Here is a 25,176-nt window from a genome sequence, read left to right as displayed (position 1 = left end):
CGCGGCAAAAAAAGTTCGGTTACGTCAGGCGCTGCGCGACTCGGGTTCGTCGTCGGTCAGAATGCCTGCGTCCTGTGCGGCATCGCGACGATCTTCATGATCGCCGTGCGCCGCCGTGGTCGGGTTCGGCTCGGCGGCGCGCTCCGTATCGCGGAGTGCGCCCGAGTCGTGCGCGGGTGTTGCCGGATCGGCCTGGGAGACCGGATCGTGATTCAGTTGATCGTGATTCTGTGCGGACTCGGCGGCGCCGGCCCGCGGTTCAACCTGTGCCGCTTCAGCTTCAACCTGTTCTTGCACGGCCGGGGCTGCAACAGCATCCTGATGCGCCTCGGGTACCGGCGCGACATTCATTGCGCCATGCGTGGCCTCGGCTGGTCCAGCCGCTGCATGCGTGGCCTCGGCTGGATCAGCAGCCTGACTTGCTTCCGCTGCCCCATTTGCCTCAGCAGACTCCGCGTGCCGCGTTTGAGCGAGCAACACCTCGTGCCCTTCACCGTGTTCGCCAGCGATTTCTGTTCCTGCAGTCACGCCAACTTCCTCAACGTGACCGAAATTGGCAGGCTCGCCGGGCGATGTGCCCGCCTCAGCGGCTGTCTCGCCTGTGGCGGATTCCAACGGCTCCCCGAGCACGCCCTCTTCGCCTGACGCCAAGGCATGTGCGGCCTCGACCTCGGAAAATTCAATCGCATGCTGACCGAGAAGATCCGCGTTCAATTGCGCTGACGGATCGGCCAGCGGCGGCAGTTCGTCGAGCGCCTTCAAACCGAGGTCGTCGAGAAATTGCCGCGTGGTCGCGTACAGCGCCGGCCGGCCCGGCACATCCCGATGGCCGATCACTTCGATCCAGTTACGATCCTCGAGTTGCTTGACGACCTGCGTGTTCACCGTCACGCCGCGGATCTCTTCGATATCGCCACGCGTGACCGGTTGCCTGTACGCAATGATCGCCAGCGTCTCAAGCACCGCGCGCGAATATTTCGGCGGTTTCTCGGGATGCAAACGATCCAGGTACGAACGCATCGCGGGCTTGCTTTGAAATCGCCAGCCCGACGCCAGCCCGACCAGCTCCACACCGCGCCCAGACCAATCCTGCTTGAGGTCTTCGAGCAAATTCCGAACAGTGTCTGCCGACACGCCGTCGGCAAAGAGCTTGCGCAAATCGACGAGCTTTAACGGCTCCTGCGCGCAGATCAAGGCAGTCTCGAGGACGATCTTCGCCTCTTGGGTATTCATGCAGCTAGGTCAGACCCTGTGGTCAAAGAACCGGATCAAACAGACGATGTGGAACTGAAGACGCGCTCGCCCGATTCTGATCGGTCATATTGATGGGAGCACGCACCGGGGGGAGGCGAACAGGCAATCGAGCCAAACCCAGCCGGACGGAGCAGCGATATTCCTGAAGGGAATCGCGTGACTGAACGCCATATTACGCAAAAACAATCAGTGCGTAAAGACGAAATCCCCGGCGCATTTTTTTGCTTTGCCCCAGTTCGCCTGCTTAAAAGGCAAAGCTGGCGGAATTGAACGGGGATCGGAGCGGAACCGGACGTTAAACCAGGACGTTAAACCAGGACCTTAAACCCCTGCCGCTGGCGCACTCCGCCGTCACTCAATGCATGCCATGTTGCGCCAGAAACCGCTTCAGACGCTCGACACCCGCGTCAAGCCGCGCCGCATCGCACGCATAGCACCAGCGCACGAAGCCCTCGCCTTGCGGGCCGAATGCGCTGCCGGGCGCCACGCCGAGGCCCACTTCGCGCACCATGGCCTTGCATAGTTCGAGACTACGCGACGCACCCGGCATCGAGAAAAACAGGTACATGGCCCCGGGCGGAGCCTTCACGTCGACGCCCGGCACGGCGGATAGCGAGCGCACCAGATGGTCGCGCGACGCCCTCAGATCGAGCACCAGCTCCTGGGTGAAGCGCTCGCCGTGCTGGACAGCCGCGACGCCCGCCTGCTGGACGAAAGCCGGCGCGCACGACGTGTTGTATTCGACCAGCTTGCCCAGATCGTCCATCAGCGCGTCGGCGCGACGATCCAGCCGAGCCGCCAGCCGGTCATCAGCCACGCCTTGGAAAACGAGTTCACGCAGATCACGCGCTCGTCGCGCCCGGCCAGATCGAGAAACGACGGCGCCGTGCGCGACTGTGCGCCGCTCGCGCCGGCTTGCGCGTCCGCGTAATAAAGACGCTCGTAGACTTCGTCGGCGACGATCCAGATGCCGTGGCGACGGCAATGCGCCAGCACGGCACGCTGCTCGTCGCGGCTCATCACCCAGCCGGTCGGATTGTTCGGCGAATTGATCAGCAGCATCTTCGTATCCGGCGTCAACGCCGACAGCAGCTGCTCGAGATCGAGTTGCCACCCGCGCTCGCCATAGCCCAGCGCGACAGTTTCCACATGCGCGCCCAATATCTTGGGAATTTCGACCAGATTCGGCCACAGCGGCGTGACTGCGACCACGCGGTCGCCCGCGCCCACGACCAGTTGCGCGGCCAGCATCAATGCATTGACACCGGCGCTCGTCACCGCGATGTGATCGGGCGAGGTCGTCCCGTGCAATTCGCTGACGTAGCCTGCGAGCGCCGCGCGCAGCGGCGCAATGCCCAGGTTATGCGTATAGAAAGTGTCGCCGGCCGCCAACGCCGCACTGGCGGCGTCGCGGATGAAGGCCGGGGTCACCCGGTCGGACTCGCCAAACCAGAACGGCAACATGTCTGCCACGCCGAAACCGGCATTCGCGACTTCACGGATCTGCGAAGAACGCAGTGCACGCACGGCATCGCGCGCGTTGGGGATGGAGGGCACAGGCAAATCCGATTCGCTCATCGAGGCTTCCAGACGGGTAATAGGTCAAAGCTGACGCTTGAAAGAGGCGACAGTTTAGCGCGCAGCGCGCAACAAATCCGATCTCGCAGAACCGGCGGCCCATGCTCGAGCCCGAGTCGTTAATCCAAATCCTCCGCCCGCGCGGGCAATTGCCGAATCAGGCCCCACACCGCCTCCGCCGCCGGCGACAGCGAGCGATCGCGCCGCCGCACCAGCTCGACCGTACGCTCGGCGCGCGGCACGAGCGGCCGCGCCACCAGCGAGGCGCCCGCCGGCAGCGGCAGCGCCAGCCAGGGCAGCACGCTCACGCCGACACCTGCCTCGACCAGCCCAAAAACGGTCGCGGAATGCCCCAGCTCCTGCACCACGGTGGCGTTCACGCCGTACTCCTGCATCACGGCGTCGATGATCGGCCGGCTGCCCGACGCGTAATCGAGCATGACAAGTTGCTCGCCTTCGAGGTCCGTCCATGCCACCTGTCTGTGCGCCGCCAAGGGATGGTCGTCGCGCGAAACGACACAGAACGAATCCGTCATCAGCGCTTCGCTGAGCAGGTCGTCGGCGGAAGACGGGCCGATGATCACGCCGAAATCGACTTCGCCCGACTTCACCTTGCGCACCACGTCGCTTTGCACGTCGTCGCGCAGACCCAGTGTGATGTAGGGGAACTGCCGTCCGCACGACGCCACCACGCCAGGCATCAGCCGGCAGGCGATTGTCGGGCTCGCGGCCACGACCACGCGTCCGCGACGCTGCTCGCCGATTTCGCGGATCTCGCGCAACGCGTCGTCCAGATCCGTCAGCAGGCGCGACACGCTCGACACCAGGTTGCCGCCAACATCCGTGAGCTGCACCTCCCGCGTGGTGCGGTCGATGAGCTTCAAACCAATCTCCCCCTCCAGTTCGCGTACGCAGCGACTCACCGCCGATTGCGTCAGACCGATCTCATCGCCGGCCCGGCTGAAGCTCTGCAAACGGGCAACCTCAATGAAAACCCTTAGCTGGCGCAGCGTTACATTCATTTACCAACCTCATCAATTACTCCATTTAATGCGCATTGTAGGGCGAAATATCGCACCACAGCGGGCTATCGGGAACTCGCTGCAATGCAGCAATAATGCGCAAACGCACGCTGGCCGGGCCTGATTGCACAAGATTGGTGATTGTCCCGATTTGCGAGATGGGTTTTTTGGATTCTCATACGCCCCTAGCTAGCGCCCGCGCTGGCCCGCTGTCACAGGGCTTTCAGGTAGTCGGACTCAACTTGGCACACTTCCTGCATTTAGATGCACACAGGGTCGGCGCCATGACTTCTGACTGAATAGCAGATCGTGGCAAGCCCGACCCCCCTTGGCACTCGCCTATCGAGTGCATGGAGAGTGCGCGGCGCGGGGCAGCGCACCGGAGTTAGCTTCGCTGAGGTGAAACATGATGCTGTTCGACGATTTGAGAGACAACGAGTGGGCGCTGGTCGAGGCGTTGTTCTGTGCGGAGCCAGCACGGAGCGAACGGCGCGGTCGGCCACGTGTGGAAGCACGCGCGGTTGTCAACGCTGTGCTTTGGGTACTGTCCACGGGCGAAGGCTGGTCCAAGCTGCCGGGCCGCTATCCGTCGCCGCCGACTTGCCGCCGTCGCTTCGACGAATGGCAAGCCGATGGTACGCTCGCCGAAATAGTTAAGCGACTCGGCACGAGCGGCCGCGAAATTTCGCTGCGCGGTCGCATTGGCGCGACGGCGGCGAAGCCGCCGGCACCGCCGAGCCGTGACCGCCTGCGTGGTGCGTTCTGGACCAATCCGGAATCGTGGCGCGCGCCGGTCAAGATGGCCTGACGGGAATTGTTTTGCTGCCGGGCGCCTCTGCGGGCGCCCGGCGTGTATCCGGGCCGCCGTGCGCCGTCTGTCGACGCCCGACCCCGTCATGGGCACCGCTCCTCTGCGCGCCCAGCGCGGTCGTCCCTTCCCCTTCGCCGACTTCATCGCAAACCGCTTCCGACACCTGAAGCGGGCCGATAGCTGCCGGTGAAACATCCATTTACTATTACTTACAGCGTGCTTTCGCTACTCGGCATACCGTATGAGTATGCAAACAGGCCTTGAGTCAATGGGCTTGACGGGAGCTCAGCATGAAACCAATGTCACTGCTTCTGTGCGGCATTGTTGTTTCATCAATGGCCGCACCGGCGCTTGCGCAGCAGCGCCCCCAAGGCTGGAACTGGCGGCCGGATCACACGGCCACCATTGAAGCCTGGCAGCAAAGTGAAACACGCACCCGCGGCTTCACGCCGCCGGCGCCGCGCGGCGACTTGCGCGGCGATATTGCCAGCAATGTCCGCACACGGCCGGAACCACCTCGCGAAAATCCCGGGCGCCGTCAATAGCAGGTGACGACGCGCCGATGAGTTGCTGAGCGCGCCGCAGATCGTGTTCTAAATCGCGGGTATCGAAAAATGGCGGCGTGGGCCGCCGTAGCTTGCGTTCGACGCAAGAACGAAGGAATGCGTAGCGTAGGGAATTGAACGGCCGGGGAACCACCTGGCGCTGCGCCAGTCTGATTTAACGCCATTAGCACAGCGTGGCAGTAGTAATTCCGGTACGCCCGTATCCTCGCGATACGGGCTTTTTTTTGCTTATTCGCTGGAAGGAGCGGATAGCGCGCATCGAACGCACGTGCCTGAGCGGAGCGATAAACGGAGCGATAAGGCGGAGCAATAAAATCACCGCCAGCCGCGCCAGGCGGCCGGAAATTCACGCCAGCCAGCCCGCCGTTCCTAAGGTCGGGCTTCGAGAGCGGCGGTGGGCCGCGTTTCGGCTGTGGCGACGACGTAGTCGTTCATTCGCTGTGCGGTCCAGGTCAACAGGCCTTCGTCGTGCGCGAGCCTCGCGAACTCTGCCCTGCCGCGCTCGGTGAGCACGGCGATATCGACAGGCGCGTGAAAACCCGGAGCCGGCGCGACGGTGCGCTGCCGAACGGTGTCCATCAGGCCTAACGCGCGAAGATATTGGAAAACACCCGGCCGTCTGGCCCATGGGACCTGGCGATATTGCGCCCGCCGCAGCGCCTCAAGTACCGCTTCGTTGGAATACGTGGTCATCTCACTTCTTTCTTAAAGTGCACCTATGACACATCTATGCCCAACACGTCACCGCGCCACCAGTGACGCGCCTGGCACCCGCCCTTGGCTGGAAGCTGGCTGTCTGACGTACAGCCGAATTCCGCCAGGTGCTGCCTGGTCTGATTTTCGGAACCCCCGTCTGAACGGCATGTTAGCGTTCTGTCCACGGACCGGCGATGCAACCGCTGCGGCGCGATAGCAAGTCCGTAGATTTATCCCGAAAGTCATACGTTACCCCATTTAAATTGATTCTATTCACTTTATTAGCGCTTTTTTTTGCAGCAATCGTGCTATGGAAACGCGCTCGCCGACCCTTGTCCATTTGCATGATCGCCCTGTTCTGGCTGCTCGCGGCCGGCTGGCTGACGGCTCCCTTGCTCGAGTTGGCGCAGCCGCATCGGCAGACGGACACGCCTGCCCGCTTCGCGCCGCGCACCGCGATCATCATGCTCGGTGGGGGCACCATCTATGACGACGACGACGTGCTGGTGCCACCGCGTGACGTGCTCGCGCGCATCGCGGTGAGCGCGGAAAACTATGCAACCTGCAAGCGTACGGCAGTCACATGTCAGGTGATCGTGAGCGGCGGCAATCCGCAGCGGCATAGCGCAACCGAAGCGGACACCTATCTGCCCTACCTGCTGCGCAAACAGGTGCCACGCGCGGACATCGTGCTGGAAAACACGAGCCGCACGACTTACGAGAACGCGCGCAACGTCTCGGCGATTCTCGACCGGTCACGTTACGATTCCCTGATCCTCGTCACCTCCGCGTACCAGATGCCACGCGCCTTGCTCGACTTCCATCGTTTCGGACTCACACCGCAGCCCTTGATCTCGAGCGCGCGCGGTGCACGTCTCGGTGTACTGCCGCGCTATGACAATCTGGTGAATGCGGAAATTGCGCTGCACGAACTAATTGGAATCGCACAATTTCATGTCTATCGTGCCATCGGATGGTTCTAAATCACACGCGCCACACTGCGGCAACTTATTTAGAAATGCGAATATTCTTCATGCCGATAGCACATTAGTCATGCTTGATACGAGATCGCTACCGACAGTGACTGTAGGACCGAAGTAACAAGATGTAACGAATTGTCATTGCCGTTACAAAACGTCCGCTGGAGCGGATATTGCTGGCTAGAATGCATTGTCTTTCCGATTGGACAGGCATGTACTCGGGTCCACAACCACTCTACGGAGGTAACAATGAAGAAAGTGTCCCTGGCGATCCTGGTTTCCCTCAGTGCCGTAACGGGCGCGGCCTATGCGCAGGACAACGGCGTCATGATGAGCACCGATCCGGCCAAGGCCGCCGACGTCGAACAGCGTGCGCAAGATTTGCAAAACCGCCAGCAAGCAATGCAAAGCGCGCCTATGCCGGAAAAACATCACAAGATGGCCCCGCACCATAAGAAGGCCGCCAAGCCAATGGCCGCCAGTTCGTAAGCGCAGCGACAGCATCACCCCGCGGCCACGCCGCGAAGGTGAAAAGCCGAAGCCGGCACCGCCGGTTTCGGCTTTTTTGTTGTCTAATGGACTTGCTGCAGGCCCGCTGCGCCAAGCTGACGTTATGCTAAAGTCGCGCACCGACCGGCGCCCTGCCGGACTCCCCCTAACCTATGCGCACCTTGGTGCGGAGGACAGCATGAGCAACATCCAGCTAGATATCGAATGGACTGAAGCAGCATCTCGCAAAATCGAAAAACTGATGCCGCGCGGCGGTCAGGAAGCGTTTCTCGCGCTGCCACCCGTCGAATGCCTGCCGATGGAAGGTGACGTGCTGTTTCTCGGCCCGGACGGCAAGCAGCAACCGTTCATTGTCGCGGAGCGCCAGTATCATCACGACGGCGATGCCGACTGGACGATCATCCTGATTCTCGACGTCCCACAAGCCACGCACTAAAGATAGAACGGCGAGTGCCGCACAGGCCGGATCCGGCCAGGCAGTTCACTCGCCTTGGTTTGTTTGAACCGGTTGTTTGAACCGGTTGTTTGAACCGGTTGTTTGAACCGGTTGTTTTGAACCGGTTGTTCGACGCCGCTTCCTTGCCCCTAAACGCTCACGCGATCTTCGAGACGACGCGAATTTCCGCGTGTTCGACCCAATCCGCCACCGCTTTCCTATACGCCGCAATGTGCGCGGATCCGGCATGCGCCGCGAGCGCTTCCTGGCTTTCCCAACGTTCGACAAACACAAACCTGCGCGGCTCCTGCACATCACGGTGCAGATCGTATTGAAGCGCACCCTGTTCCTTGCGCGTCGGCCCGACAATGCCTTCGAGCGCTTCGCGCAGTTGCTCTTCACAGCCCGGCTTGGCCACCGAGATTGCGACCACCGCGATTTCCGCCATGCCTGTTCTCCGTTTATTCACAAAAGGCAGCAGCATACCCGCCGCCCGCCAACCCTGCAGGCGCCGGCAAGGAGACGATGGGTCTGGTCTGATGAAAGACCCGCGCAAGGCCCATCCACGCGAAACATCTGAGCACCGTCGTTGCCTGGAGTTTGGCGGGCGGCCACTCACCGCCCTGCTACCCTCGGTTTAATACATGCGATTGATTTTCGTTTGCAACGCATGGTCTTATGCGACGGAAACGAACCCGAAGCTCACGCGAGACGCCCGCGAGACTGAGGCTGGCCGCCGCGCTGCAGCCGCTTTGCCGGGCACCTGTCCAAGTCCGGCGTTTGTGATAACCCGCACATTCATGCGAAGTGCGAACTGCTAGACTGGTTTTGACTAATTCCGCCGGAGTCCAGCATGGCTGGCATTGCTCTCCGCGTTTCCGGGCTGTGCCCGCCCCACCCTGCCGCCGCCTGGGCTGTGCATCCGTTGCGCGCCGAATCTGTTTGCGCGCCCCGTCACCCGTTTGCCGCGATGTCACCATGCCCGCACTCATGCCTGCCCTTATGCCGACTGTCCGAGAATTGACCCTGAGCGGCCTGCTCCCGCATCTGGGCCGTGACGAGTCCGGCTGGACCGCGACGTGGCGCGCGCTGACCCTGCATAGCGTGTTCCAGCCGGTGCTGTCCGTCACGCATCAGTGCGTGGTCGGTTATGAAGGCTTGCTGCGTGCGTTCGACCCGGTCGGCTTGCCGGTCTCGCCGGAAGTGCTCTTCTCCGGCACACGCTCGGCCGCCGACGCGCGTGAACTCGACCGCATCGCACGCTGCCTGCATGTGGCGAATTTCATGGAGCAAGGCATCAGCACGGGCTGGCTGTTTCTGAATACGCGTCCACAGGTATTCGAAACCGGTTGGCCGCAGCGCACTTTTATCGACGAACTCTCGGCGCACTTCGGCCTGCCGCAGGAGCGCATCGTCATCGAAGTACTCGAACAACCCGCCGACGATGAATCCGCCGTCGCCAGCATGCTCGCGGCGTCGCAGCCACGCGATTTCCTGATTGCGATCGACGACTTCGGCACCGGCTTTTCGAACTTCGACCGCGTGTGGCGCTTTCGCCCCGACATCGTGAAACTCGACCGCTCGCTGGTGGCGCGTGCGGGAAAGCGCGAAGGCGACGATTCGATGATCAGCCATCTGATCGCGATGCTCCATCAATCCGGCACGCTGGTGCTGGCCGAAGGCGTCGAGACCGATGAAGAGTTGATGATTCTGATGCAGGCCGACGTCGATTTCGTGCAGGGTTTCCGGCTCGGCCAGCCGCAGAGTTCGGTGCAGGCCGCGTGCGCCAAAGTACCGGCGCTGATCGAGTCGATGTGGACCAAGTTCGCCGCCTATGAACGCGCGCATGCGGGCCACCAGCGCCTCGGTTTCGAAGGGTTCGCCGAAGCCGTGCTCGCCGCCGCCGAGACCTTCAAGGCAACCGGCGATCTGCGGCAGGCAGCGCAAAAGATCTGGCATCTGCCCGAAGCGCGCCGGGTATTCATCACTGACGGCCAGGGCGAACAGACTCAAGCGTCCGTTGCCGCCGCCGCAGTACCGCCGCCTCCGCTGCGGCTCGCACCGCTCTACACCGAGACGCACAGTAACTGGTCGCGGCGTGCGTATTTCAAGCATGCGCTGGCAGCACCGGGACGCGTCGCCATGATGGGGCCGCACTATTCGCTTGCGGACGGCCAGGACTGCTACACCGCGGCACTTGCCTTCGAGCGCGACGGCATGCATGTGCTGTGCGTCGATTTTGTGCCGACGACGTCGCCAGCCGATGCCCGTCCGGGCGCGCACGGGAGCAAACGCTGAACGGGGCGGCTGGCTGTCCCGGCCACGCCCCTAATCGTCCACGCGCCCGCGGCCGGATTTGATCTCACTACGCTTGGCCTTGCTGTCGAGGCGCCGCCGATTCGATGCGCGCGTCGGGCGGGTCGCAACGCGCGATTTGCGCGTCACGCTGACGCTTTCAATCAGTTCATCCAGCCGCGCCAGCGCCGCCGCGCGATTCATCTCCTGAGTGCGATGCTCCTGCGCCTTGATGATCACCACGCCATCTCGGGTGAGTCGATGATCGGACAGCGCAAGCAGGCGCATCTTCAGCACCTCCGGTAACGACGAGGCCTGCACGTCGAAGCGCAGATGGATGGCACTCGAAACCTTATTGACGTTCTGACCGCCCGCTCCTTGCGCGCGCACTGCGGTCAGTTCGATTTCATTTGGCGGGATCGGATAACGGGATGTCATGACTGGATTGAGATAGGAGACGCAAGTGTACACAGGGCACAGCGGATTAAAGACTACGGACTATCGGGCGCGGCCGCCGATGCGAAAAACTATTTGCATCGACGCAGCCGCTTCATCGATACTGCCGTTTTCGCTTACAGCGTAAATTCATATGAAGCTCCGTCCGGGTTTTGTGCTGGAACTGGCCGTCAACTTTCTGCTGCCGTGGCTCGCTTATCGCCTCGCGCTGCCGCGCCTGGGCGAGACCGGTGCCCTGATCGCATCCGCCGTGCCGCCGATCGTCTGGAGCCTGATCGAGCTGGTGCGCTTTCGACGCGTCGACGCGCTCAGCGTAATGGTCGTCGCGGGCATCGTGCTGTCGGTCGCGGCGATGGCCCTGGGTGGCAGTCCCCGCATGCTGTTGCTGCGGGAGTCGCTGGTGTCCGGCGCGGTAGGCGTGGTGTTTCTGCTGTCGCTGCCGATGCGCCGCCCGCTGATCTTCTATCTCGCGCGCGCCACTGTCGCCCGTGAAATGGAAGGGGGTGCCGAGCGCTTTGAAGCGCTGTGGCGCGAGCGGCCTGCTCTCGTCAGTGCGATGCGGCTCATGACCCTGGTATGGGGCCTCGGCCTGACTGGCGAGACCGCGTTGCGCGCATGGATGGCGCTGACCTGGCCGATCGAGCGCTTCCTGGTGGTGTCGCCATTCATCGGCTATGGCATTTACGGCGCCCTGACGCTGTGGACGCTGTGGTATCGAAAAACCATGCGCAGCCGGGTCGAGGTGCGCGCGCAGCCGGGCGGGATCGCGGGCTGAGTTCGGCTGGATGCCCGGAAGCGCTCGCGCAGTTGTTCTGCCTGTTCTGCCTGTTCAGCCGGACCGCCCAAGCGCCTTAAGCAGGCATGTCACACAAACGAATATGCCCATCGCGCCCACGCCACCCCACTAAGCGGCGCGCCATGCCTCCCCAATCCGCGCGGCTAACCCCGAGTCACGCTGCGTCGGCGTCGCAATGGCCTGCGCCAGCACCGCGCGCGCGCCGATCACCTCCACTCGCTCACGCGCGCGGGTAATTGCCGTGTACACAAGCTCACGCGACAACACGCGGCTGAACACCGACGGCAACATCAGCACCGCATGCTGAAATTCCGAGCCTTGCGACTTATGAACCGTGAGCGCGAAGGCCGTATCGTGCGGCGGCAGCGCCGCGGGCGATACGGCACGCAGACCGCCGTCGCCAGTCCGGAAATACACCCGCAACGCGCCGCCCGCACCCGGCAGCGCGATGCCGATGTCGCCGTTGAACAGACCGAGCGCGTAATCGTTGCGCGTGACCATCACCGGGCGTCCAGCGAACCATTGCGCGCCTACCGCCAGCGTCACACCCGCCGCGCGCCGCACCTGCGCGGCCATCGCGGCATTCACCTGATCGACGCCGCGTGGTCCCGAACGGGTCGCGCACAGAACTCGAAAACGGTTCAGCGCATCGAACAGCAGCGCCGGGTCCGGTGTATCGGCGGCTAGCGCTTCGGCGAGCGCATCCGCGTACGGTGCGAAACCTGCGGCAAGCCGCGCGACCGTGCGATCAGCCAGCGTCGCATGCGTGTCTTCGTGCAGCGCCGCTGCGCAAGGCTCGCCAGGGTCGATACGCAGGACTTCCAGCGCCGCGGCGGCCGCGCCATTGCGAATCGCGAGCGACAAGCGGCCAATCGGCGATTCGAGGCCGAATCGATAGTTACGCTCGAGCCAGACGACGCAATCGGCGAGCGGGTTTCGCGCATCGAAATCGCCCGCTGCATCCATCTGCGCGAAACGATCGTCAGGCCCTTCGTTGACGTCGCTCGACGCGTCCGGCAATGCCTGCGACAAGCGCGCCGCTTCAATGCCCAGCGCCGCAGCGATCCGCTGCAGCCCGTTGCGCGTAAAAGCAGGCCGCGCGCTGAGTTCGGCGAACACCGCACCGGCCTCGACGGCGGCCAGCTGGTCCTTGTCACCCAGCATCACGAGACGCGTTTGCGGTGCAATCGCATCGAGCAGGTGCGCCGCCATTGCAACGTCGATCATCGACGCCTCGTCGATCACGACGACGTCATAAGGCAGCGGATTGTCGCGATGATGCCGGAACCGCCCACCCGGCCCCGAACCGAGCAACCGATGCAAGGTGTACGACGTCTGCGGCAGGCGCGCGGCGAGTTCGGGCGGCAAATCGCCGGCACGGGCGAGCAAGGCTTCCTGCATCCGTTGCGCCGCTTTGCCGGTGGGCGCCGCCAATGCGATCCGCAGATCGGGCCGCGCATCCAGCAAACAGGCGAGCACACCGACCACCGTCGTCGTCTTGCCGGTACCCGGTCCGCCGCTGACGATGGTCAGGCGTCCGGACAGCGCCATGACTGCCGCGACACGTTGCCAGTCGACCTCGTCGTCCTGCGGCGGCCCGAAATAGCGCAGCAGACGCGCGTGTAGTGTGTGGGCGGTAGTGAGCGCGTTAGGTCCTGCACCCACACCCGCTGCTGCGCCAACATCCGCTCCTGTACCCGCTGCTGACCCAACATCCGCATCTGCATCCGCGCGAGAAGCTGCGCTTGCGTTGGCATTGCCACCCTCGCCGGCATCCGTCTGCGTCTCTGGATATCCGTCCGCGCTGATGCCGCCGCCCGCATGCGCAACCAGCGAACGCGCCAAACGCCGCTCATAGTCGTAGTAGCGCGCCAGATACAGCCGCCCTTGTCCATCGATCACCAACGGCCGCAGCGCCGCCGCACTCGGCGAACCGTCGCTAGCCATGCCGCTTGCGAACAGCGCCGCGCGCACTTCCGCGCCCGCTGCATCGAAGCGCCGCGCGAGCACCGCAAGCGGCAAGCACACATGCCCTTCGGCAGTCGCACGGCTCGCCGCGAAGGCGGCCCGCGCCGCCCACTTCACCGCCTCGCCCGACGCACCGCCACGCCGCGCCAGCGTGCCGATGCGACGTGCGAACCCTTCGGCCAGCGCGGTACTGAAATCGGCCGGCGCGGGTAAATTCACGCCGATGTCGTCGAGCTCCGGCGGCGCGGAAGAGATCCGCTCGAACGTGCTCATGCGACACCTCCGATCATCGCAGCATCGAGCAGCGCCACCAGTTCGAAGGCGGGCCGCCGCATGTGCACGCCCGCTGGCCCATCGGCATCGCGCCACTGCTGACGAACGCCGCGCACGAACAGATAGAGATAGCCGCCGATGTGCGTCTCGTACGCATAATCGCGCACCCGCGTTTTCAGATAGCGATGCAACGCCACCGTATAGAGCAGCGCCTGCAGGTGATACGCGTGGCTCGCCATGGCCGCTTCGAGCGGCGCCGCGGCGTAGTCGGCGGCGGTGTCGCCAAGATGGTTCGACTTCCAGTCGACGATCCAGAAACGGCCGTCGTGCTCGACGATCATGTCGATAAATCCTTTGACGAAACCGCGCAACACACCGGGTTCCAGCGCGACGTCGGGATAGCCGTGTTCGATCAGCAGCTCGCGCAACGCCGGAAAATCGAGCGAAGGCGCGGCAAACAGAAATTCAAGTTCGTTCAGGCGCCGTCGCGGATTCAGCCTGGCGAGCGCCATGCCGGGCACGAGATCGGTCGTCACCACGTCCGCGATCAGGTTGTGCATCATGGCGGGCAAACGCGCCGCGAGTTCGGGCAGAGCGGGCGCCGGGCGCTCGCGCAACGCGCCCCGGATGGCATCTGGCCACGTATGCGGAGCGGTGAAATCCGCGAGTTCGAACATGCGATGCAGACAGTCGCCCGCCGCGGCGCCGCGCGGAAACGCCAGGATATCGTCCTCGGCGTAGGACGGCGCCTGCGGCGTCGGCAAAGGCGTAGGCGCGAGCGCATCGGCGATCTCGTCGTGATCGGGGCGCACTTCTTCCATCGCCGTATGCGCCTCTTCGGCTTTGCTGCCGGCGGCGATCAGGCCGCTGAAGCTCGCCATACGCCACTGATCGCGCAACGGCCGCCGATTGGCGCGCGCCTGCATCCGCGCCCCGCTATCCTGGAGGCTTTCTAGCGGCACGCGACGCTCCACTTTCGGCAACGCCTGCAACGTGATCGGGCCGCCCGCCAGCGCCCGCCATCGCTCGGACAAGGCGGCTTCGTCGGGTGGATCGGTGAGCCAGTCGTCGAAGCCGTGACCACTCCCACCCACCAGCCAGTTCAGCACGCTGCGGCGCGACTCCTTGGTGGAGCGTGACGAAAGATAAGTACCGGCAACCAGATAGCAGCGATACACCGCGCGCGTCAGCGCCACATAGACGAGCCGTGCCCGCTCCGCCGCCTGTTCGCGCGCCGCGTAACGCGACGCGTGTTCGGCTTCGTCGTCATCGCAACCGTAGTGCAGCACGGCCTCACCCGTCTCGTCGTGATATTCGCGCGCATCGGGCAAGCCGGAGGACGGCGGCTCGCGCAGCGCCCCGTCGTTCAGAAACGGACAGAACACCACCGCATATTCCAGCCCCTTCGATTTGTGGACGGTGACGATCTGCACGAGATTGCGATCCGACTCGAGCCGCAACTGCGCGTCTTCGCCACCGCCTTGCGTGCGTTGCGCGGCGAGCCAGCGCAAAGTCGGCGCGATGCCGGGTTGCGTGGCGGCGCGCGCCTGCACGAGCTCGGCCAGATGATTCACGTTCGTCAGACGACGCTCGCCGTCGGGCCCGGCCACTAGACGCTGTGCGACGCGCAGCTCGCGCATCAGCGTGCGCCACATCAATGCGAAGCCGCGTTCGTGCCAGAGCGTGCGATAGCGTGAAAAACGTTCGACCCAACCCATCGCGTCGGCGGCATGCGCGGGATCGTCGGCCGGTGCGGGCGCATCCGCGACCTGCTCGAGGCGCCACAGCGCGGCGGCGTCGAGGCCGAGCCAGTCGGTTGCGAGCGCGGCACGCAAACGACGCAGATCGCCCGGCGTATCGACCGCGGCCAGCACGCGTTCGATCTGCTCGGCGTCGAGCGTCGCGAACACCGAGGCCTGCGCCAATTCCACGCTGCCGACGCCCCACGACGCCAGCACGCGCTTGATCAGGCTGCCCTGCTTGTGCGTTTGCACGAGCACCGCGATATTGCCCGGCGCGAGCGGCGCGTCGCCAATCGTCACCGACGCTTCGCGTGCGCCGCGCAGGAGTCGCACGATCTCCGCGGCGCAGGCTTCGCTCGCCGCGCGCTGCGCTTCACGTTTGGTTAGCGCGGCGTCGCCCTGCGGCAGCATCCAGATGCGGAAATCGCCCGCGTTCGCTTCGGGTTCGGAGAAAGGCGGACGGCGCCGCTCGCCGGCCCGCACCGGCTGATAGTCGAGACCCTCCAGCACGAACGCCTGCGGATTGGCTTCGAACAGCCGGTTGCAGGCCTCGACGATCGGCGCGGTCGACCGCTGATTGACCGCGAGCGTATAGCAGGCCGAAGCCGCCGCGCGCGCGGCCAGATAGGTATGCAGATCCGCCGCGCGAAAACTGTAGATCGCCTGCTTCGGATCGCCGACCAGAAACAGCGGGCCGGCCGGCGCGAAGATGCGGCTGAAGATCGCGAACTGCAACGGATCGGTATCCTGAAACTCGTCGATCAGCGCAGCCGGATAACGCGTGCGCAACGCATCGGCAAGCCAGGGGTTGGCCGCGAGCGCGCGATACAGATTGGACAGCAGGTCGTCGAACGACACCACCCTGCGCGTGCGCTTGCGCGCCACGAGCTCGGCGGGCGCGTAGTCGAGCCAGGTTTCGACGAGCGCAAGCCAGCGCGCACGTTGCGCGGCCTCGGCCGCGACCACGGCGGCGGCCAGCGCTTCGGCATGCTCGAAGAACGGATGCTCGGGTGCTTCGAACTTGACCTTGGTGGCCTTCTTCAACGCCGAAGCCGTCAGCTTCAAAGCCGCCTTTGGCGGCGGTGCATGGCAATCGCCCTGGGCGAAGTAGTCGCTCCACGCGGCAATCGCGGCACTCACGAGGTCAGGCTTGTGCGAGGTCTTGCTCAGACAGTCTTGTGCCTCTGCCAGCAGACGCACGATCGCGTCGCGCTCCGCCTGCCAGACTGCGCAGGCAGCATCGAACCCCAGCTGCGGATCGGCACCACCTCCCCCTGCATCGACCTTGCCCCAGCGCAACTGCGCCAACGGCTTCTTCAAGCGCCGCGCGAGCTGCTCATCGAGCGACGCGGGACCAGCGCGTTTGGCCACCAGCCACGCAGCGAAAGCAGGATGCGCATAGGCCACCGGTTCCACCTGCTCGCGCCAGAAATCAGCCGCCATTTCAAAACGCAATGCAGCGTCGTCGGCTTCCATTTCGAAGGCGAACGGCATGGCCGCGGCAAACGGCGCTTCCTGCAACGCACGCTGACAGAACGCGTGAATGGTGTGAATCGCGGCCTGGTCGAACGTACGCAGCGCGCGGCGCACGACTTTCAACGCGGTCTCGCGATCGATGCCGCGCTCCGGCGCCAGCGTCGTTTCAAAGAGACGCTGGATAAACGGATCGCCGCCATCGTCGTCCGTATCGATCGCCCGATCCAGTTCCGCGAGCCGGCCGCGAATCCGCTCGTGCAACTCCGCAGTCGCCGCCTTCGTAAAGGTGACGACAAGAATCTGATCGGCGTTCAGGTTCTTTTCGAGCAGCAGCCGCACATATAACGCGCAGATGTTCCAGGTCTTGCCGGTGCCCGCCGACGCCTCGATCTGATTGACGCCGTCGAGCGAACAGGCGAAAACCTCGAGCTCCTGCGCAACCAGCGCGTGATGGTGAACAGCGCCGCTCATGATGCGCTCCGCAGATGCTGCACAAGTGGCTTGAAGACGATCGAGGCCAGACTGCCGAATGGTTCGTCGAGCGTAAGCGGCGTGCCGCGCAGCGCGATGCGCAAGGCGGCGTCGTCGGATTCGCCGCGCACACGATCATTGATCCACACGCCCTGCGCCGCGGAATCGCTCTCGCTGACCTTCACCCACGCGCTCTTTGGGAAAAAGCGCAGCGGCAGCCTGCGTCCGGCTCTGAACAAGGCAGCAAGCGGCGCCAGTTCATCGAGCGGCGCGGCGACCGGCGTGAGTTCGAAACTCTCGCCGCTGCCATGCCAAACCGTGCGGCGCGGGCCGTTCGGCTGCGCCGCGCAATAGACCAGATGGGCAAGCCATGCCGACAGATAGTCGCGCGCGGTAGGTTTGGCGTAGCGGAAAATCACTTGTCCTGTTTCAGTCAGTAAATTCAAGGTGCCGTGCAGTTGCAGCGGTATTTCAGCCGCTTTGCGCAGCGCCGCGTCATGCGGGCCGAAAAGCGCATCCGCAATGTCGGCGCTGTGGGGCCAGCGCGGCACGATATCCAGCACGAAAGGCAAACGTTCGACGCCCGACGCGACCTCGCGCCGCACGCTGTCGGCAAGTTGACGCAGCGCGCCGAGTTCGCGCGAGCGCCATACCGCGCCGGTCGCCCCACCGGGCAGTTCGGGACTGGCCGCGGCGACGCGGCGCACGCGGTCGAACCTGCTGTCGTCGTCTTCGATATCGCTCTCCAGCAGTACCGGCAATAGCCGCTCCGCCAAAGCGTCCCGACCGGCCCAATCAAGTTCGAACGGCTCGGTGTCGAGCAATTCGCCCTGCGCATCCGACAACACGATACCCAGGCGGTCGCGCAACAATGCGCGCGGGGGATGACGCCAGAAACGCACGAATTCGTCGAACGCCACGGGAGCCGCGTCTTCGGCGGGCAACGGTTGATCGAAGAATGGCGCGGCAGCGGGATGCTGCGACGCCGCCAGCAAGCTGGCCAGTTCCGCGCGATCCACGTCGTAGGTGAAGAGGCCTCGTTGCGACGAGAAATAGTCCGACGCGAACGCCTGCAACGGATGATCGGTGATGAACGCCTGCCGCGCGGCTTCGATTTCCGCGGGACCTGCCCCACCTGCTCCTTCCCCCGCCGACACTTGCGCGAGGTGATCGAGCAACTCGTCGACCAGCGCGGCCGGCGGCAACGGCGCATTGTCGCGAATGCTGCGGCCCGTGTAGGCGATGAACAGCCGGTCGCGCGCGGCCAGCAGCAGATCGAGGAAGAGATTGCGTTCGTCGTCGCGGCGCTGCCGGTCGCCCGCTTTACCGAACGCGGCCATCAGGTCGAATTCGTCGGCGCGGGCGAGACTCGGCAACACGCCGTCGTCCATGCCGAGCAGGCAGACAATGCGATACGGCAAGGCGCGCAAGCTGGTCAGCGACGAAAACGTCACGCTACCCCAAGGCACGCCGCCGCGCGCCGGGTCGTCGAGCGCCACGGTCAGCGCGCCGCGCACCACCGCGGCCGGCAGCCCGACGTCTTGTGCGCCCGCTTGCATCGCGTCGCCCATCTTGTCGATGGCGTCGCGCACCGCCGCCAGCGAGTCGGCAAATTCCACGCCGCCGTCGAAACACTGCGCGAGCGTTTCGAGCAGCAGTTGCGTCCATTCGGCAGGTGTCTGCTCGACCACGCAGCGCTCGGCGAATGCCTCGATATCGTCGACGAAACGCGACAGGCGCCCGAGCAACTCCGCATCGGAACCGTCGGCGCCTTCAACCGGCAACCACGCATCGACCGGCTCGCCGCCTTCCGGCATGGCGTAGCCGAGGTACAGCCGGGTCAGCGCATCGGCGAACGTATGACGCGCGACAGGCACGTGCTCGCCCGTCGGCTCGACGGGTGTCAATCCTCGACGCGCGCCGGCTGCCGCGAGCCATTCCTGCGCGGCTTCAAGCGCGCTGGCATCGATCCCGTAACGCGCGGCGATCGCATCGACCCGCAGCCATTCGATCAGATCCGGCGCACCCACGCTGCGCTCGGGCAACGCCAGCCAATCCAGCAGCAAACGCGCGACCGGATTAGCCTGCGAAGGCGGCAAACCGGTGATCCGATACGGAATGCGGCGAGTGTCGCCAGGAGGCGCGGTGCCGAACACCGCATCGATCAGCGGCCCGGCGGCCGCGAGATCGGATACGGCAACCAGCACGTCGGACGGCTGCAGATCGTCGAATTCGTCGAACCAGCCGAGCAGGCGGTCATGCAACACTTCGAGCTGCCGCGACAGGCTGTGACACACGTGGACTTCAATGCCGTTTTCGATCGGCAATTCGTCCGTGTCCGTTTCCTTCCGCAAATCGAGGATGCCGTTCTGCACGGCGGCGAGCCAGCTCGGTTCCGGATTCTCGCTGAAGTCGCCCGTCTCGCCGGATGCCGCGCTCTCGGTCAACTCGTGCAGCATGTGCAGTTGCGCCTGAGTCTGGCGGCCCCACTCGGCGAGCAGCGGATGACCCACCTCCTGATAGTCGAGCTGGCCTGCAACATCGAGCGCCTCGACGCGGCCGGCACTGACGACGTCGAACCAGAACTCGCGGCACGGGTTCATCACATACAGGCGCACATCGACCCAGCGCGACAGCGCGCGCAGCAACGCGACGTGCAGCGGCGGCATGGTCGGCAGTGCGAACACGCTCACCGCTTCGGGCCATTGCGCATTCGAAATGGCTTCCAGATCGAGCGTGCCGATCTCTTCGAGAAAGCGATAAGCAGGCGGCAACGCGGACGCGGGCGTTTGCGCGTTACCCGCCACTTGCGCCACTTCGGCGAGCACGGCGCGCCACAATGCCGCTTGCCAACGCTCGTCCTCACGCGCCGCAACACTTGCGCCGACGAGACGCGGACCGTTGTCGTCCGCGGCGCCGCTCGCGAAAATCGATCCGCCCTTTTGCCATTGCAGCAGCCATTCCGGGCGATAGGTCAGATAGTGGTCGAGCACCGTGGCTACGCGACGCGCCAGTTCGTAGCGCATCGACGCATCCGCCGCGTCGAGATAAGTGCGCAGACGCGGCGAGGCGTTCCAGGGCAGGCTCTCATCCGCCTCTCCCAGCAGCCGGTAGCACCGCCAGACGAGCCGGTCCGGCGCGAACGGCGAATGCTTCGGCACTTCGATCACGCCGCCGATTTGCGCCCACAACCACTGCGCGAGATAACCAAAATTGACATTCGCGCAGATGCCCTGGCGCGCCGCGATATCGAGCTCGAGCCGGCGCCGCACCGCCGCGCTCGGGACGATCACGGGCTGCGCGGTCCAGGGATCGGACGGCGCCTGTGCCAGGTCGTCGAGCAGCGCGCCGACAAGGGTTTCATAGCGGTTCGAGTAGAAGAGCTGGAGCATGGATTCCGGGGAAGCATGCGACGCGAGCGAAACGCGCGGGCCGCGACAGACATTGAAGCGACAGCATAACAAAGGTGCCCCCAGGGCAGAACCTGGCCAGACGGACGAGGTCAGATCAGGCACAAAATCAGTTAGACTCGACGGCAGTTTGGGTCTGCTCCGGGTCGGCCTCGTCAACCGCGTTTTCTCAGTGAATGGAATCCAGGCAGTCGATGCGCTATTCGGTCGAAATAAAAAAATTCCTCTACAGCCAGTACTTTTATGGCGGCCTGCGCATCGCAGTCGGCGTGTCGTTACCGGCCGTATTGTGTTTGATCGTATTTCACGATCGCGAACTCGGCTTCACGATCGCCACCGGCGCACTCGGCGCATGCGTGGTCGATATGCCGGGTCCGCTCAAGTACAAACACAATGAGATGCTGGCGTGCACGGTGATCGGCTTCCTGTCCGCGCTCGCCACCGGTATCGCCACGGTCAACCCGGTAGCGCTGTGGTGCACGGTCGTGCCGCTCACGTTCGTACTCTCGTTGATCGTCGTATATGGCAACCGCTGGCCGCAGATCAGCTTCGCCACGCTGTTCATGATGATCATGACGCTCGAAGATCATTTCACGCCAATGCAGGCGCTCGTCAATGCGTCGTGGATTCTGGTGGGCGGCCTCTGGTACACGTACTGGTCGACCTTCGTGAGCCGCTGGATGATGCATCGGATCGAACAGCAGGCGCTCGCCGAAAGCGTGTTCGCGTGTGCGGACTATCTGCTCGCGCGCGCCGCCTTCTACGATCTCGACAACGATCTCGACGAGTGCTATCGCAATCTGGTCGACAAGCAGATCTCCGCAGTCGAACGTCAGGATGCCGCGCGCGACATTGTGCTGCGCAATCTGCCGAAGCTGAAAAGCGGCCGGCTCGAACCGCGCCGGGCCATGTTGTTCAATCTGTTCATCAATACCGTCGATCTGCACGAACTGTTTGTCGGCACGCACGTCGATTACTCGGTGGTCCGCAACACCTTCGGCGGCTCCGACCTGCTGGTGTTCTATCGCGATCTGATTCGCAAATCCGCAGCCGATCTCGAAGAGATTGGACTCGCGGTATTGCAAAACCAGCCGCCGCGTACGCGCGTGAACGTAAAAGCCGAACTACGCGCGATCGAGTTCGAGATCGAAGTGATGCGCAAGCAGGACCTGCCCGCCAAAAATCCTGAGGCCTATTCGGCGATATCGTCCACCTTCCGGCGTATCTGGAGCGCCACGCGCCTGATCGACAAGATGCGCAAGAGCCTGTCGAGCGACCCCAGCGCGACCGAGACCGAACTGCGCCTCGACCAGGCGCTCTCCCGCTTCGTGTCGAGCCGGCGCGTACCGTTCGGGCAGATCTTCTCGAATCTGACCATGGCCTCGCCGAGTTTCCGCCATGCGCTGCGCGTGACGATTGCGGTCGCCGTGGGTTTCTGGCTCGGCCGTCTGCTGCCGCTCACCAATGCGTACTGGATCGTGATGACCACCGTCATCATTCTGAAGCCCGGCTATTCGCTGACCAAGCAGCGTAACGGGCAACGGATCATCGGCACGCTGATCGGCTGCGCGGCGAGCATCGCGTTGATGATCTTCGTCAATGAGCCGCACATCCTGCTGGTGGTGATGTTCGCGTCGATGGTGATGAGCTATAGCTTGCTGCTGTTCAATTACACGGCGAGCGTGGTGTTCACGTCGTCGTATGTGCTGCTCATGTTCCATCTGCTCGCGCCGGGCAGCATGCGGATCATCGGCGAACGCGCGATCGACACGGTAGTGGGCTGCGCGATCGCGATTGCGGCGAGCCACCTGTTCCCCTACTGGGAATACCGGTTGATGGGCAAGCTCGTCAACAACATGATCAGCGCGACGCGGCAGTATCTGGAAGCGAGTTGGTGGTGGAGTGGCAAGCCGGCCGCCGCGGTAGTCGCTACCGTGACTGAGGGTGGTGCATTCGCACCCGCCGCGGCGATGGCTGATCCGGCGATTGATTTCGGCAAACCGGCGCTCGCGATGGCAAGCGCCGGAGCAAATGCGAGCGGCAACGCCAGGCCAAAAGCTGGCGCAAGCGGAGCGGCGACCGCGAGCGCAGCTGCGAGCGCAAGCGCAAGCAGCGCCGGCACCACCACGGTCAGCAACGCAACCGCCAAACCGACCGGCGGCGCCTCCCCTGCCGCCGCAGCCGCGGCAACAGCGCTCGATCGCGACTATCGCTACCGGCTTGCACGCAAGAACGTCCACGTGGCGTTCGCCAATCTGGGCCAGGCGTTCCAGCGCATGATGCTCGAACCGAAGTCCGCGCAGAAGTTCGTGCCTGAATTGAACGGCCTGCTGGTGCGCAGCCACGTGCTCGCCTCGCAGATCACAGTGGCCGCGCCGTTGCTGCGCACCTCTGCGCAGCAGGCCGACAGCGTCTCGCTACAGCCGTTGCAACGCGCCCTGAGCGTGATCCGCGACAACCTGACCGAAGCCGAAGCCGGCAGCGCGCCGCCGGCCGATCAGGGCGAGCAGATCAAGCAATTGTCGCGTGAGTTGGATGCGATGGTGGTCGAAACGGAGAAATCGCCGGACTACCCGGCGGACGCCGTACACGACATGAAATTGCTCGCTCACCAGTGCAAGCAGATGCTGACGGCGTCCGCGCTGATTCGCAAGGATGCGAGCGTGATCCGCCTGCCGGACGCGTGAAACGACTGAAGCGCAATTCGGCCCGTCATGTGCGTGGTCAAGTGGACACGCAGCGGGCTTTCAGCGCATGCCAGCCATCAACCTTGCGCCAGGCAGCGCCGCCGGATCAGGCACGACGGCGGATGGCCCTCGTTCGGATCGTCTTATTGCGCAGTGCCGCTTGCGGGCTTCGCTATAGTAGCCGCAGCCGCCGCGTCCGATGAAATCGTCGGCGCCGGCGCATTGTCCCGGTCGAATTCGCGCTTTTCCGTGATGGCGTTATAGAAGAGCGTGGCGATCACCAGCAGTACCGCGACCACGATGAAAACAGCAATGCCAAAGGTCGGGTTCTTCTTGCGCGGCGGTTTGTTCATGAGGCGGGCTCGGTTCGCGAGGCAGTCGCGGATGATGTCTGGGAAGGCGGCATTCTACGCCCCCTGAGCTTGCACATGGCTTGCATGTCAGCGCCCTTCCACCACCACGGAAGGCCGCACCGGCAGCGCCGTCGAATACTTGATCTGCTCCATCGCAAAGCTCGAACTCACGTCATACAGCGGCACGGCGGCGATCAACAGTTTGTACACGCGATCGTAGTCGTCGATATCGGACACCACCACGCGCAGCAGGTAATCCGTTTCGCCGCTCATCCGGTACACCTCCACGACCTCCGGAATCTCCTGCACCGCGCGCGTAAAAGTCTGCGCCCAAGCCTCGGTGTGCTGGTTCGTACGCACCGCGACAAACACGGTTGTGCCCACGCCGAGCTTGCGCGCATCGCACAGCGCCACCTGGGCGCGAATCACGCCCGTCTCTTTCAGACGCTGCAGCCGCTTCCAGCAAGGCGTTTGCGACAGATTCACGCGTTGCGCCAGCTCGGCGATCGGCATGGTGGCGTCTTCCTGCAACAGCTCAAGCAGCTTCCGATCGATGATATCCATTCCCATCGTGAGACTCCCATAGGAAATTATTCTACTTTTTAGACTTCAAGGGGAATTATATGGAAACTCTTTCTCCAGGCAAACGGGTATAAATGTGGCTATCAAAAATAGCCGACAAGCAGCCATTCCGCTGCGCAGCGATCATGAGCCAAGACCTCCGTTCAACACCCGTCGCCCGTTCCTCCGCCCACACCGCGCAATTTGCCGGGGCGAATGAAACGTCCTCTTCCGGGCATCGCAACGCGCCGCTCGCGCAACTATGCGACGCGCTCGACGCGATGTTCGAAGCCTGCGCGAAATTCCCCGAACCGTCGGATTCGACCTTCTTCGCGCGCAGCATGCGCATTGCTCTCGCCGAAGCCGCGGCGAATCCCGGCTTGCTCACAGCCGCGCAACGCGAAGGCTCCGCGGAAAACTACCGGCGTCACCTGCTGGCCGCGGATCCGCACGGCCGCTATGCGATCGCCGCGCTGGTATGGCTGCCGCGCCAGGCGAGCCCCGTGCATGCACACCACACATGGTGCGGCTACGCGGTGCTCGACGGCACGCTGAGCGAAACGGCTTTCGAATGGAATGGCGCACAGCGCTGCGCAAGCGCCACCCGGACACAAGCGCGCCATGCCGGCGCCGTGTCGTTTGTACGCGGGGGCCGAGGCGGCATTCATCGGTTGGGCAATGGCAGCGACGCGCCGGCCGTCTCACTGCATATTTACGGTGTCGCGGGCGCGCAGATCGCCACCCATGTCAACGACATCGTGCACGCGGCCGACGCACCGGCGCTCATCTGAAACCGGCATCCGGCAACCGGTAACCGGTAACCGGTAACCGGCAA

18 protein-coding genes and 2 pseudogenes are annotated in these 25,176 nt (G+C 64.0%); 9 read left to right on the top strand and 11 right to left on the bottom strand.

The window, feature by feature from the left end; genetic code table 11:
* Positions 1-24: 24 nt before the first annotated feature.
* The 3 genes and pseudogenes from scpB to PQR53_RS09385 all read right to left on the bottom strand — a co-directional run bounded on the left by scpB (position 25) and on the right by PQR53_RS09385 (position 3,854).
* A complete protein-coding gene (gene scpB, locus PQR53_RS09395; RefSeq protein ID WP_408452567.1) occupies positions 25-1,233 on the bottom strand; it encodes an SMC-Scp complex subunit ScpB in 1,209 nt (402 codons plus the stop codon).
* A gap of 376 nt (positions 1,234-1,609) precedes the next feature.
* A pseudogene (locus PQR53_RS09390) lies at positions 1,610-2,832 on the bottom strand (pyridoxal phosphate-dependent aminotransferase).
* A gap of 119 nt (positions 2,833-2,951) precedes the next feature.
* Entirely contained in the window at positions 2,952-3,854 is a 903-nt protein-coding gene (locus PQR53_RS09385; RefSeq protein WP_408452565.1) for a LysR family transcriptional regulator, read from the bottom strand.
* 409 nt (positions 3,855-4,263) lie between these two features.
* Here PQR53_RS09385 and PQR53_RS09380 point away from each other — a divergent pair.
* Both PQR53_RS09380 and PQR53_RS09375 read left to right on the top strand, forming a co-directional pair.
* Positions 4,264-4,659, top strand: a pseudogene (locus PQR53_RS09380) (transposase); the annotation flags it as partial.
* A 296-nt stretch (positions 4,660-4,955) separates the two neighbouring features.
* On the top strand, positions 4,956-5,210 hold the full coding sequence (locus PQR53_RS09375) for a hypothetical protein (protein WP_408452563.1): 255 nt from the start codon (positions 4,956-4,958) through the stop codon (positions 5,208-5,210).
* A gap of 390 nt (positions 5,211-5,600) precedes the next feature.
* Here PQR53_RS09375 and PQR53_RS09370 read toward each other — a convergent pair whose 3' ends face one another.
* Positions 5,601-5,924, bottom strand: a complete 324-nt coding sequence (locus tag PQR53_RS09370; protein WP_179730884.1) for a hypothetical protein — start codon at positions 5,922-5,924, stop codon at positions 5,601-5,603.
* Between the two features lie 266 nt (positions 5,925-6,190).
* Here PQR53_RS09370 and PQR53_RS09365 point away from each other — a divergent pair, with 266 nt between their 5' ends.
* From PQR53_RS09365 to PQR53_RS09355, 3 genes are all read left to right on the top strand, one after another.
* A complete protein-coding gene (locus PQR53_RS09365; RefSeq protein ID WP_408452561.1) occupies positions 6,191-6,910 on the top strand; it encodes a YdcF family protein in 720 nt (239 codons plus the stop codon).
* Positions 6,911-7,156: 246 nt separating this feature from the next.
* Positions 7,157-7,396, top strand: a complete 240-nt coding sequence (locus PQR53_RS09360; RefSeq protein ID WP_179730880.1) for a hypothetical protein — start codon at positions 7,157-7,159, stop codon at positions 7,394-7,396.
* A gap of 199 nt (positions 7,397-7,595) precedes the next feature.
* Positions 7,596-7,853: a hypothetical protein gene (locus tag PQR53_RS09355; protein ID WP_007182306.1), complete on the top strand. Its 258-nt coding sequence runs from the start codon at positions 7,596-7,598 to the stop codon at positions 7,851-7,853.
* A gap of 157 nt (positions 7,854-8,010) precedes the next feature.
* On the opposite strand, the gene PQR53_RS09350 is transcribed toward PQR53_RS09355, so the two are convergent.
* On the bottom strand, positions 8,011-8,301 hold the full coding sequence (locus PQR53_RS09350; protein WP_408452559.1) for a putative quinol monooxygenase: 291 nt from the start codon (positions 8,299-8,301) through the stop codon (positions 8,011-8,013).
* Positions 8,302-8,855: 554 nt separating this feature from the next.
* On the opposite strand from PQR53_RS09350, the gene PQR53_RS09345 reads away from it, so the two are divergent.
* Positions 8,856-10,151 carry an EAL domain-containing protein gene (locus PQR53_RS09345; RefSeq protein ID WP_408452557.1) on the top strand — a complete coding sequence of 432 codons (1,296 nt, stop codon included), beginning with the start codon at positions 8,856-8,858 and terminating at the stop codon, positions 10,149-10,151.
* A 30-nt stretch (positions 10,152-10,181) separates the two neighbouring features.
* Here PQR53_RS09345 and arfB read toward each other — a convergent pair whose 3' ends face one another.
* Positions 10,182-10,586: an alternative ribosome rescue aminoacyl-tRNA hydrolase ArfB gene (gene arfB / locus PQR53_RS09340; RefSeq protein WP_408452555.1), complete on the bottom strand. Its 405-nt coding sequence runs from the start codon at positions 10,584-10,586 to the stop codon at positions 10,182-10,184.
* A gap of 151 nt (positions 10,587-10,737) precedes the next feature.
* Between arfB and PQR53_RS09335 the strand changes: the two genes are divergently transcribed.
* Complete coding sequence (locus PQR53_RS09335; protein ID WP_408452553.1) at positions 10,738-11,379, top strand: VC0807 family protein; 642 nt, start codon at positions 10,738-10,740, stop codon at positions 11,377-11,379.
* 129 nt (positions 11,380-11,508) lie between these two features.
* On the opposite strand, the gene recD is transcribed toward PQR53_RS09335, so the two are convergent.
* The 3 genes from recD to recC are packed head-to-tail and all read right to left on the bottom strand — an operon-like array spanning position 11,509 to position 20,722.
* Positions 11,509-13,641: an exodeoxyribonuclease V subunit alpha gene (recD, locus tag PQR53_RS09330; RefSeq protein ID WP_408452552.1), complete on the bottom strand. Its 2,133-nt coding sequence runs from the start codon at positions 13,639-13,641 to the stop codon at positions 11,509-11,511.
* On the bottom strand, positions 13,638-17,330 hold the full coding sequence (recB, locus tag PQR53_RS09325) for an exodeoxyribonuclease V subunit beta (protein WP_408452550.1): 3,693 nt from the start codon (positions 17,328-17,330) through the stop codon (positions 13,638-13,640). Before recB ends, recD begins: the two co-directional genes overlap by 4 nt.
* Positions 17,327-20,722: an exodeoxyribonuclease V subunit gamma gene (gene recC / locus PQR53_RS09320; protein WP_408452549.1), complete on the bottom strand. Its 3,396-nt coding sequence runs from the start codon at positions 20,720-20,722 to the stop codon at positions 17,327-17,329. Before recC ends, recB begins: the two co-directional genes overlap by 4 nt.
* 212 nt (positions 20,723-20,934) lie before the next feature.
* Here recC and PQR53_RS09315 point away from each other — a divergent pair, with 212 nt between their 5' ends.
* Positions 20,935-23,427 carry an FUSC family protein gene (locus PQR53_RS09315; RefSeq protein WP_408452832.1) on the top strand — a complete coding sequence of 831 codons (2,493 nt, stop codon included), beginning with the start codon at positions 20,935-20,937 and terminating at the stop codon, positions 23,425-23,427.
* Positions 23,428-23,570: 143 nt separating this feature from the next.
* Here the strand turns inward: PQR53_RS09315 and PQR53_RS09310 are convergent, their stop codons facing one another.
* Together PQR53_RS09310 and PQR53_RS09305 are read right to left on the bottom strand one after the other, a co-directional pair.
* A complete protein-coding gene (locus PQR53_RS09310; RefSeq protein WP_408452548.1) occupies positions 23,571-23,780 on the bottom strand; it encodes a hypothetical protein in 210 nt (69 codons plus the stop codon).
* Positions 23,781-23,867: 87 nt separating this feature from the next.
* Positions 23,868-24,350 carry an Lrp/AsnC family transcriptional regulator gene (locus PQR53_RS09305; protein ID WP_179730863.1) on the bottom strand — a complete coding sequence of 161 codons (483 nt, stop codon included), beginning with the start codon at positions 24,348-24,350 and terminating at the stop codon, positions 23,868-23,870.
* A 272-nt stretch (positions 24,351-24,622) separates the two neighbouring features.
* Here PQR53_RS09305 and PQR53_RS09300 point away from each other — a divergent pair, with 272 nt between their 5' ends.
* Complete coding sequence (locus tag PQR53_RS09300; protein ID WP_408452829.1) at positions 24,623-25,132, top strand: cysteine dioxygenase family protein; 510 nt, start codon at positions 24,623-24,625, stop codon at positions 25,130-25,132.
* The last annotated feature ends 44 nt before the right edge of the window (positions 25,133-25,176 follow it).

It is taken from the genome of Paraburkholderia fungorum (assembly GCF_046027605.1).
Classification (GTDB): domain Bacteria; phylum Pseudomonadota; class Gammaproteobacteria; order Burkholderiales; family Burkholderiaceae; genus Paraburkholderia; species Paraburkholderia fungorum_F.
The sequence above is the reverse complement of the archived record's forward strand: the minus strand, read 5'-3'. Positions and strand labels throughout refer to the sequence as shown.

Excerpts from the sequence above, each read along its gene's own strand:
- scpB (WP_408452567.1), bottom strand. The coding sequence starts at position 1,233 with ATGAATACCCAAGAGGCGAAGATCGTCCTCGAGACTGCCTTGATCTGC.
- PQR53_RS09385 (WP_408452565.1), bottom strand. The coding sequence starts at position 3,854 with ATGAATGTAACGCTGCGCCAGCTAAGGGTTTTCATTGAGGTTGCCCGT.
- PQR53_RS09375 (WP_408452563.1), top strand. The coding sequence starts at position 4,956 with ATGAAACCAATGTCACTGCTTCTGTGCGGCATTGTTGTTTCATCAATG.
- PQR53_RS09370 (WP_179730884.1), bottom strand. The coding sequence starts at position 5,924 with ATGACCACGTATTCCAACGAAGCGGTACTTGAGGCGCTGCGGCGGGCG.
- PQR53_RS09360 (WP_179730880.1), top strand. The coding sequence starts at position 7,157 with ATGAAGAAAGTGTCCCTGGCGATCCTGGTTTCCCTCAGTGCCGTAACG.
- PQR53_RS09355 (WP_007182306.1), top strand. The coding sequence starts at position 7,596 with ATGAGCAACATCCAGCTAGATATCGAATGGACTGAAGCAGCATCTCGC.
- PQR53_RS09350 (WP_408452559.1), bottom strand. The coding sequence starts at position 8,301 with ATGGCGGAAATCGCGGTGGTCGCAATCTCGGTGGCCAAGCCGGGCTGT.
- PQR53_RS09345 (WP_408452557.1), top strand. The coding sequence starts at position 8,856 with ATGCCGACTGTCCGAGAATTGACCCTGAGCGGCCTGCTCCCGCATCTG.
- arfB (WP_408452555.1), bottom strand. The coding sequence starts at position 10,586 with ATGACATCCCGTTATCCGATCCCGCCAAATGAAATCGAACTGACCGCA.
- PQR53_RS09335 (WP_408452553.1), top strand. The coding sequence starts at position 10,738 with ATGAAGCTCCGTCCGGGTTTTGTGCTGGAACTGGCCGTCAACTTTCTG.
- recD (WP_408452552.1), bottom strand. The coding sequence starts at position 13,641 with ATGAGCACGTTCGAGCGGATCTCTTCCGCGCCGCCGGAGCTCGACGAC.
- recB (WP_408452550.1), bottom strand. The coding sequence starts at position 17,330 with ATGAGCGGCGCTGTTCACCATCACGCGCTGGTTGCGCAGGAGCTCGAG.
- recC (WP_408452549.1), bottom strand. The coding sequence starts at position 20,722 with ATGCTCCAGCTCTTCTACTCGAACCGCTATGAAACCCTTGTCGGCGCG.
- PQR53_RS09315 (WP_408452832.1), top strand. The coding sequence starts at position 20,935 with ATGCGCTATTCGGTCGAAATAAAAAAATTCCTCTACAGCCAGTACTTT.
- PQR53_RS09310 (WP_408452548.1), bottom strand. The coding sequence starts at position 23,780 with ATGAACAAACCGCCGCGCAAGAAGAACCCGACCTTTGGCATTGCTGTT.
- PQR53_RS09305 (WP_179730863.1), bottom strand. The coding sequence starts at position 24,350 with ATGGGAATGGATATCATCGATCGGAAGCTGCTTGAGCTGTTGCAGGAA.
- PQR53_RS09300 (WP_408452829.1), top strand. The coding sequence starts at position 24,623 with ATGTTCGAAGCCTGCGCGAAATTCCCCGAACCGTCGGATTCGACCTTC.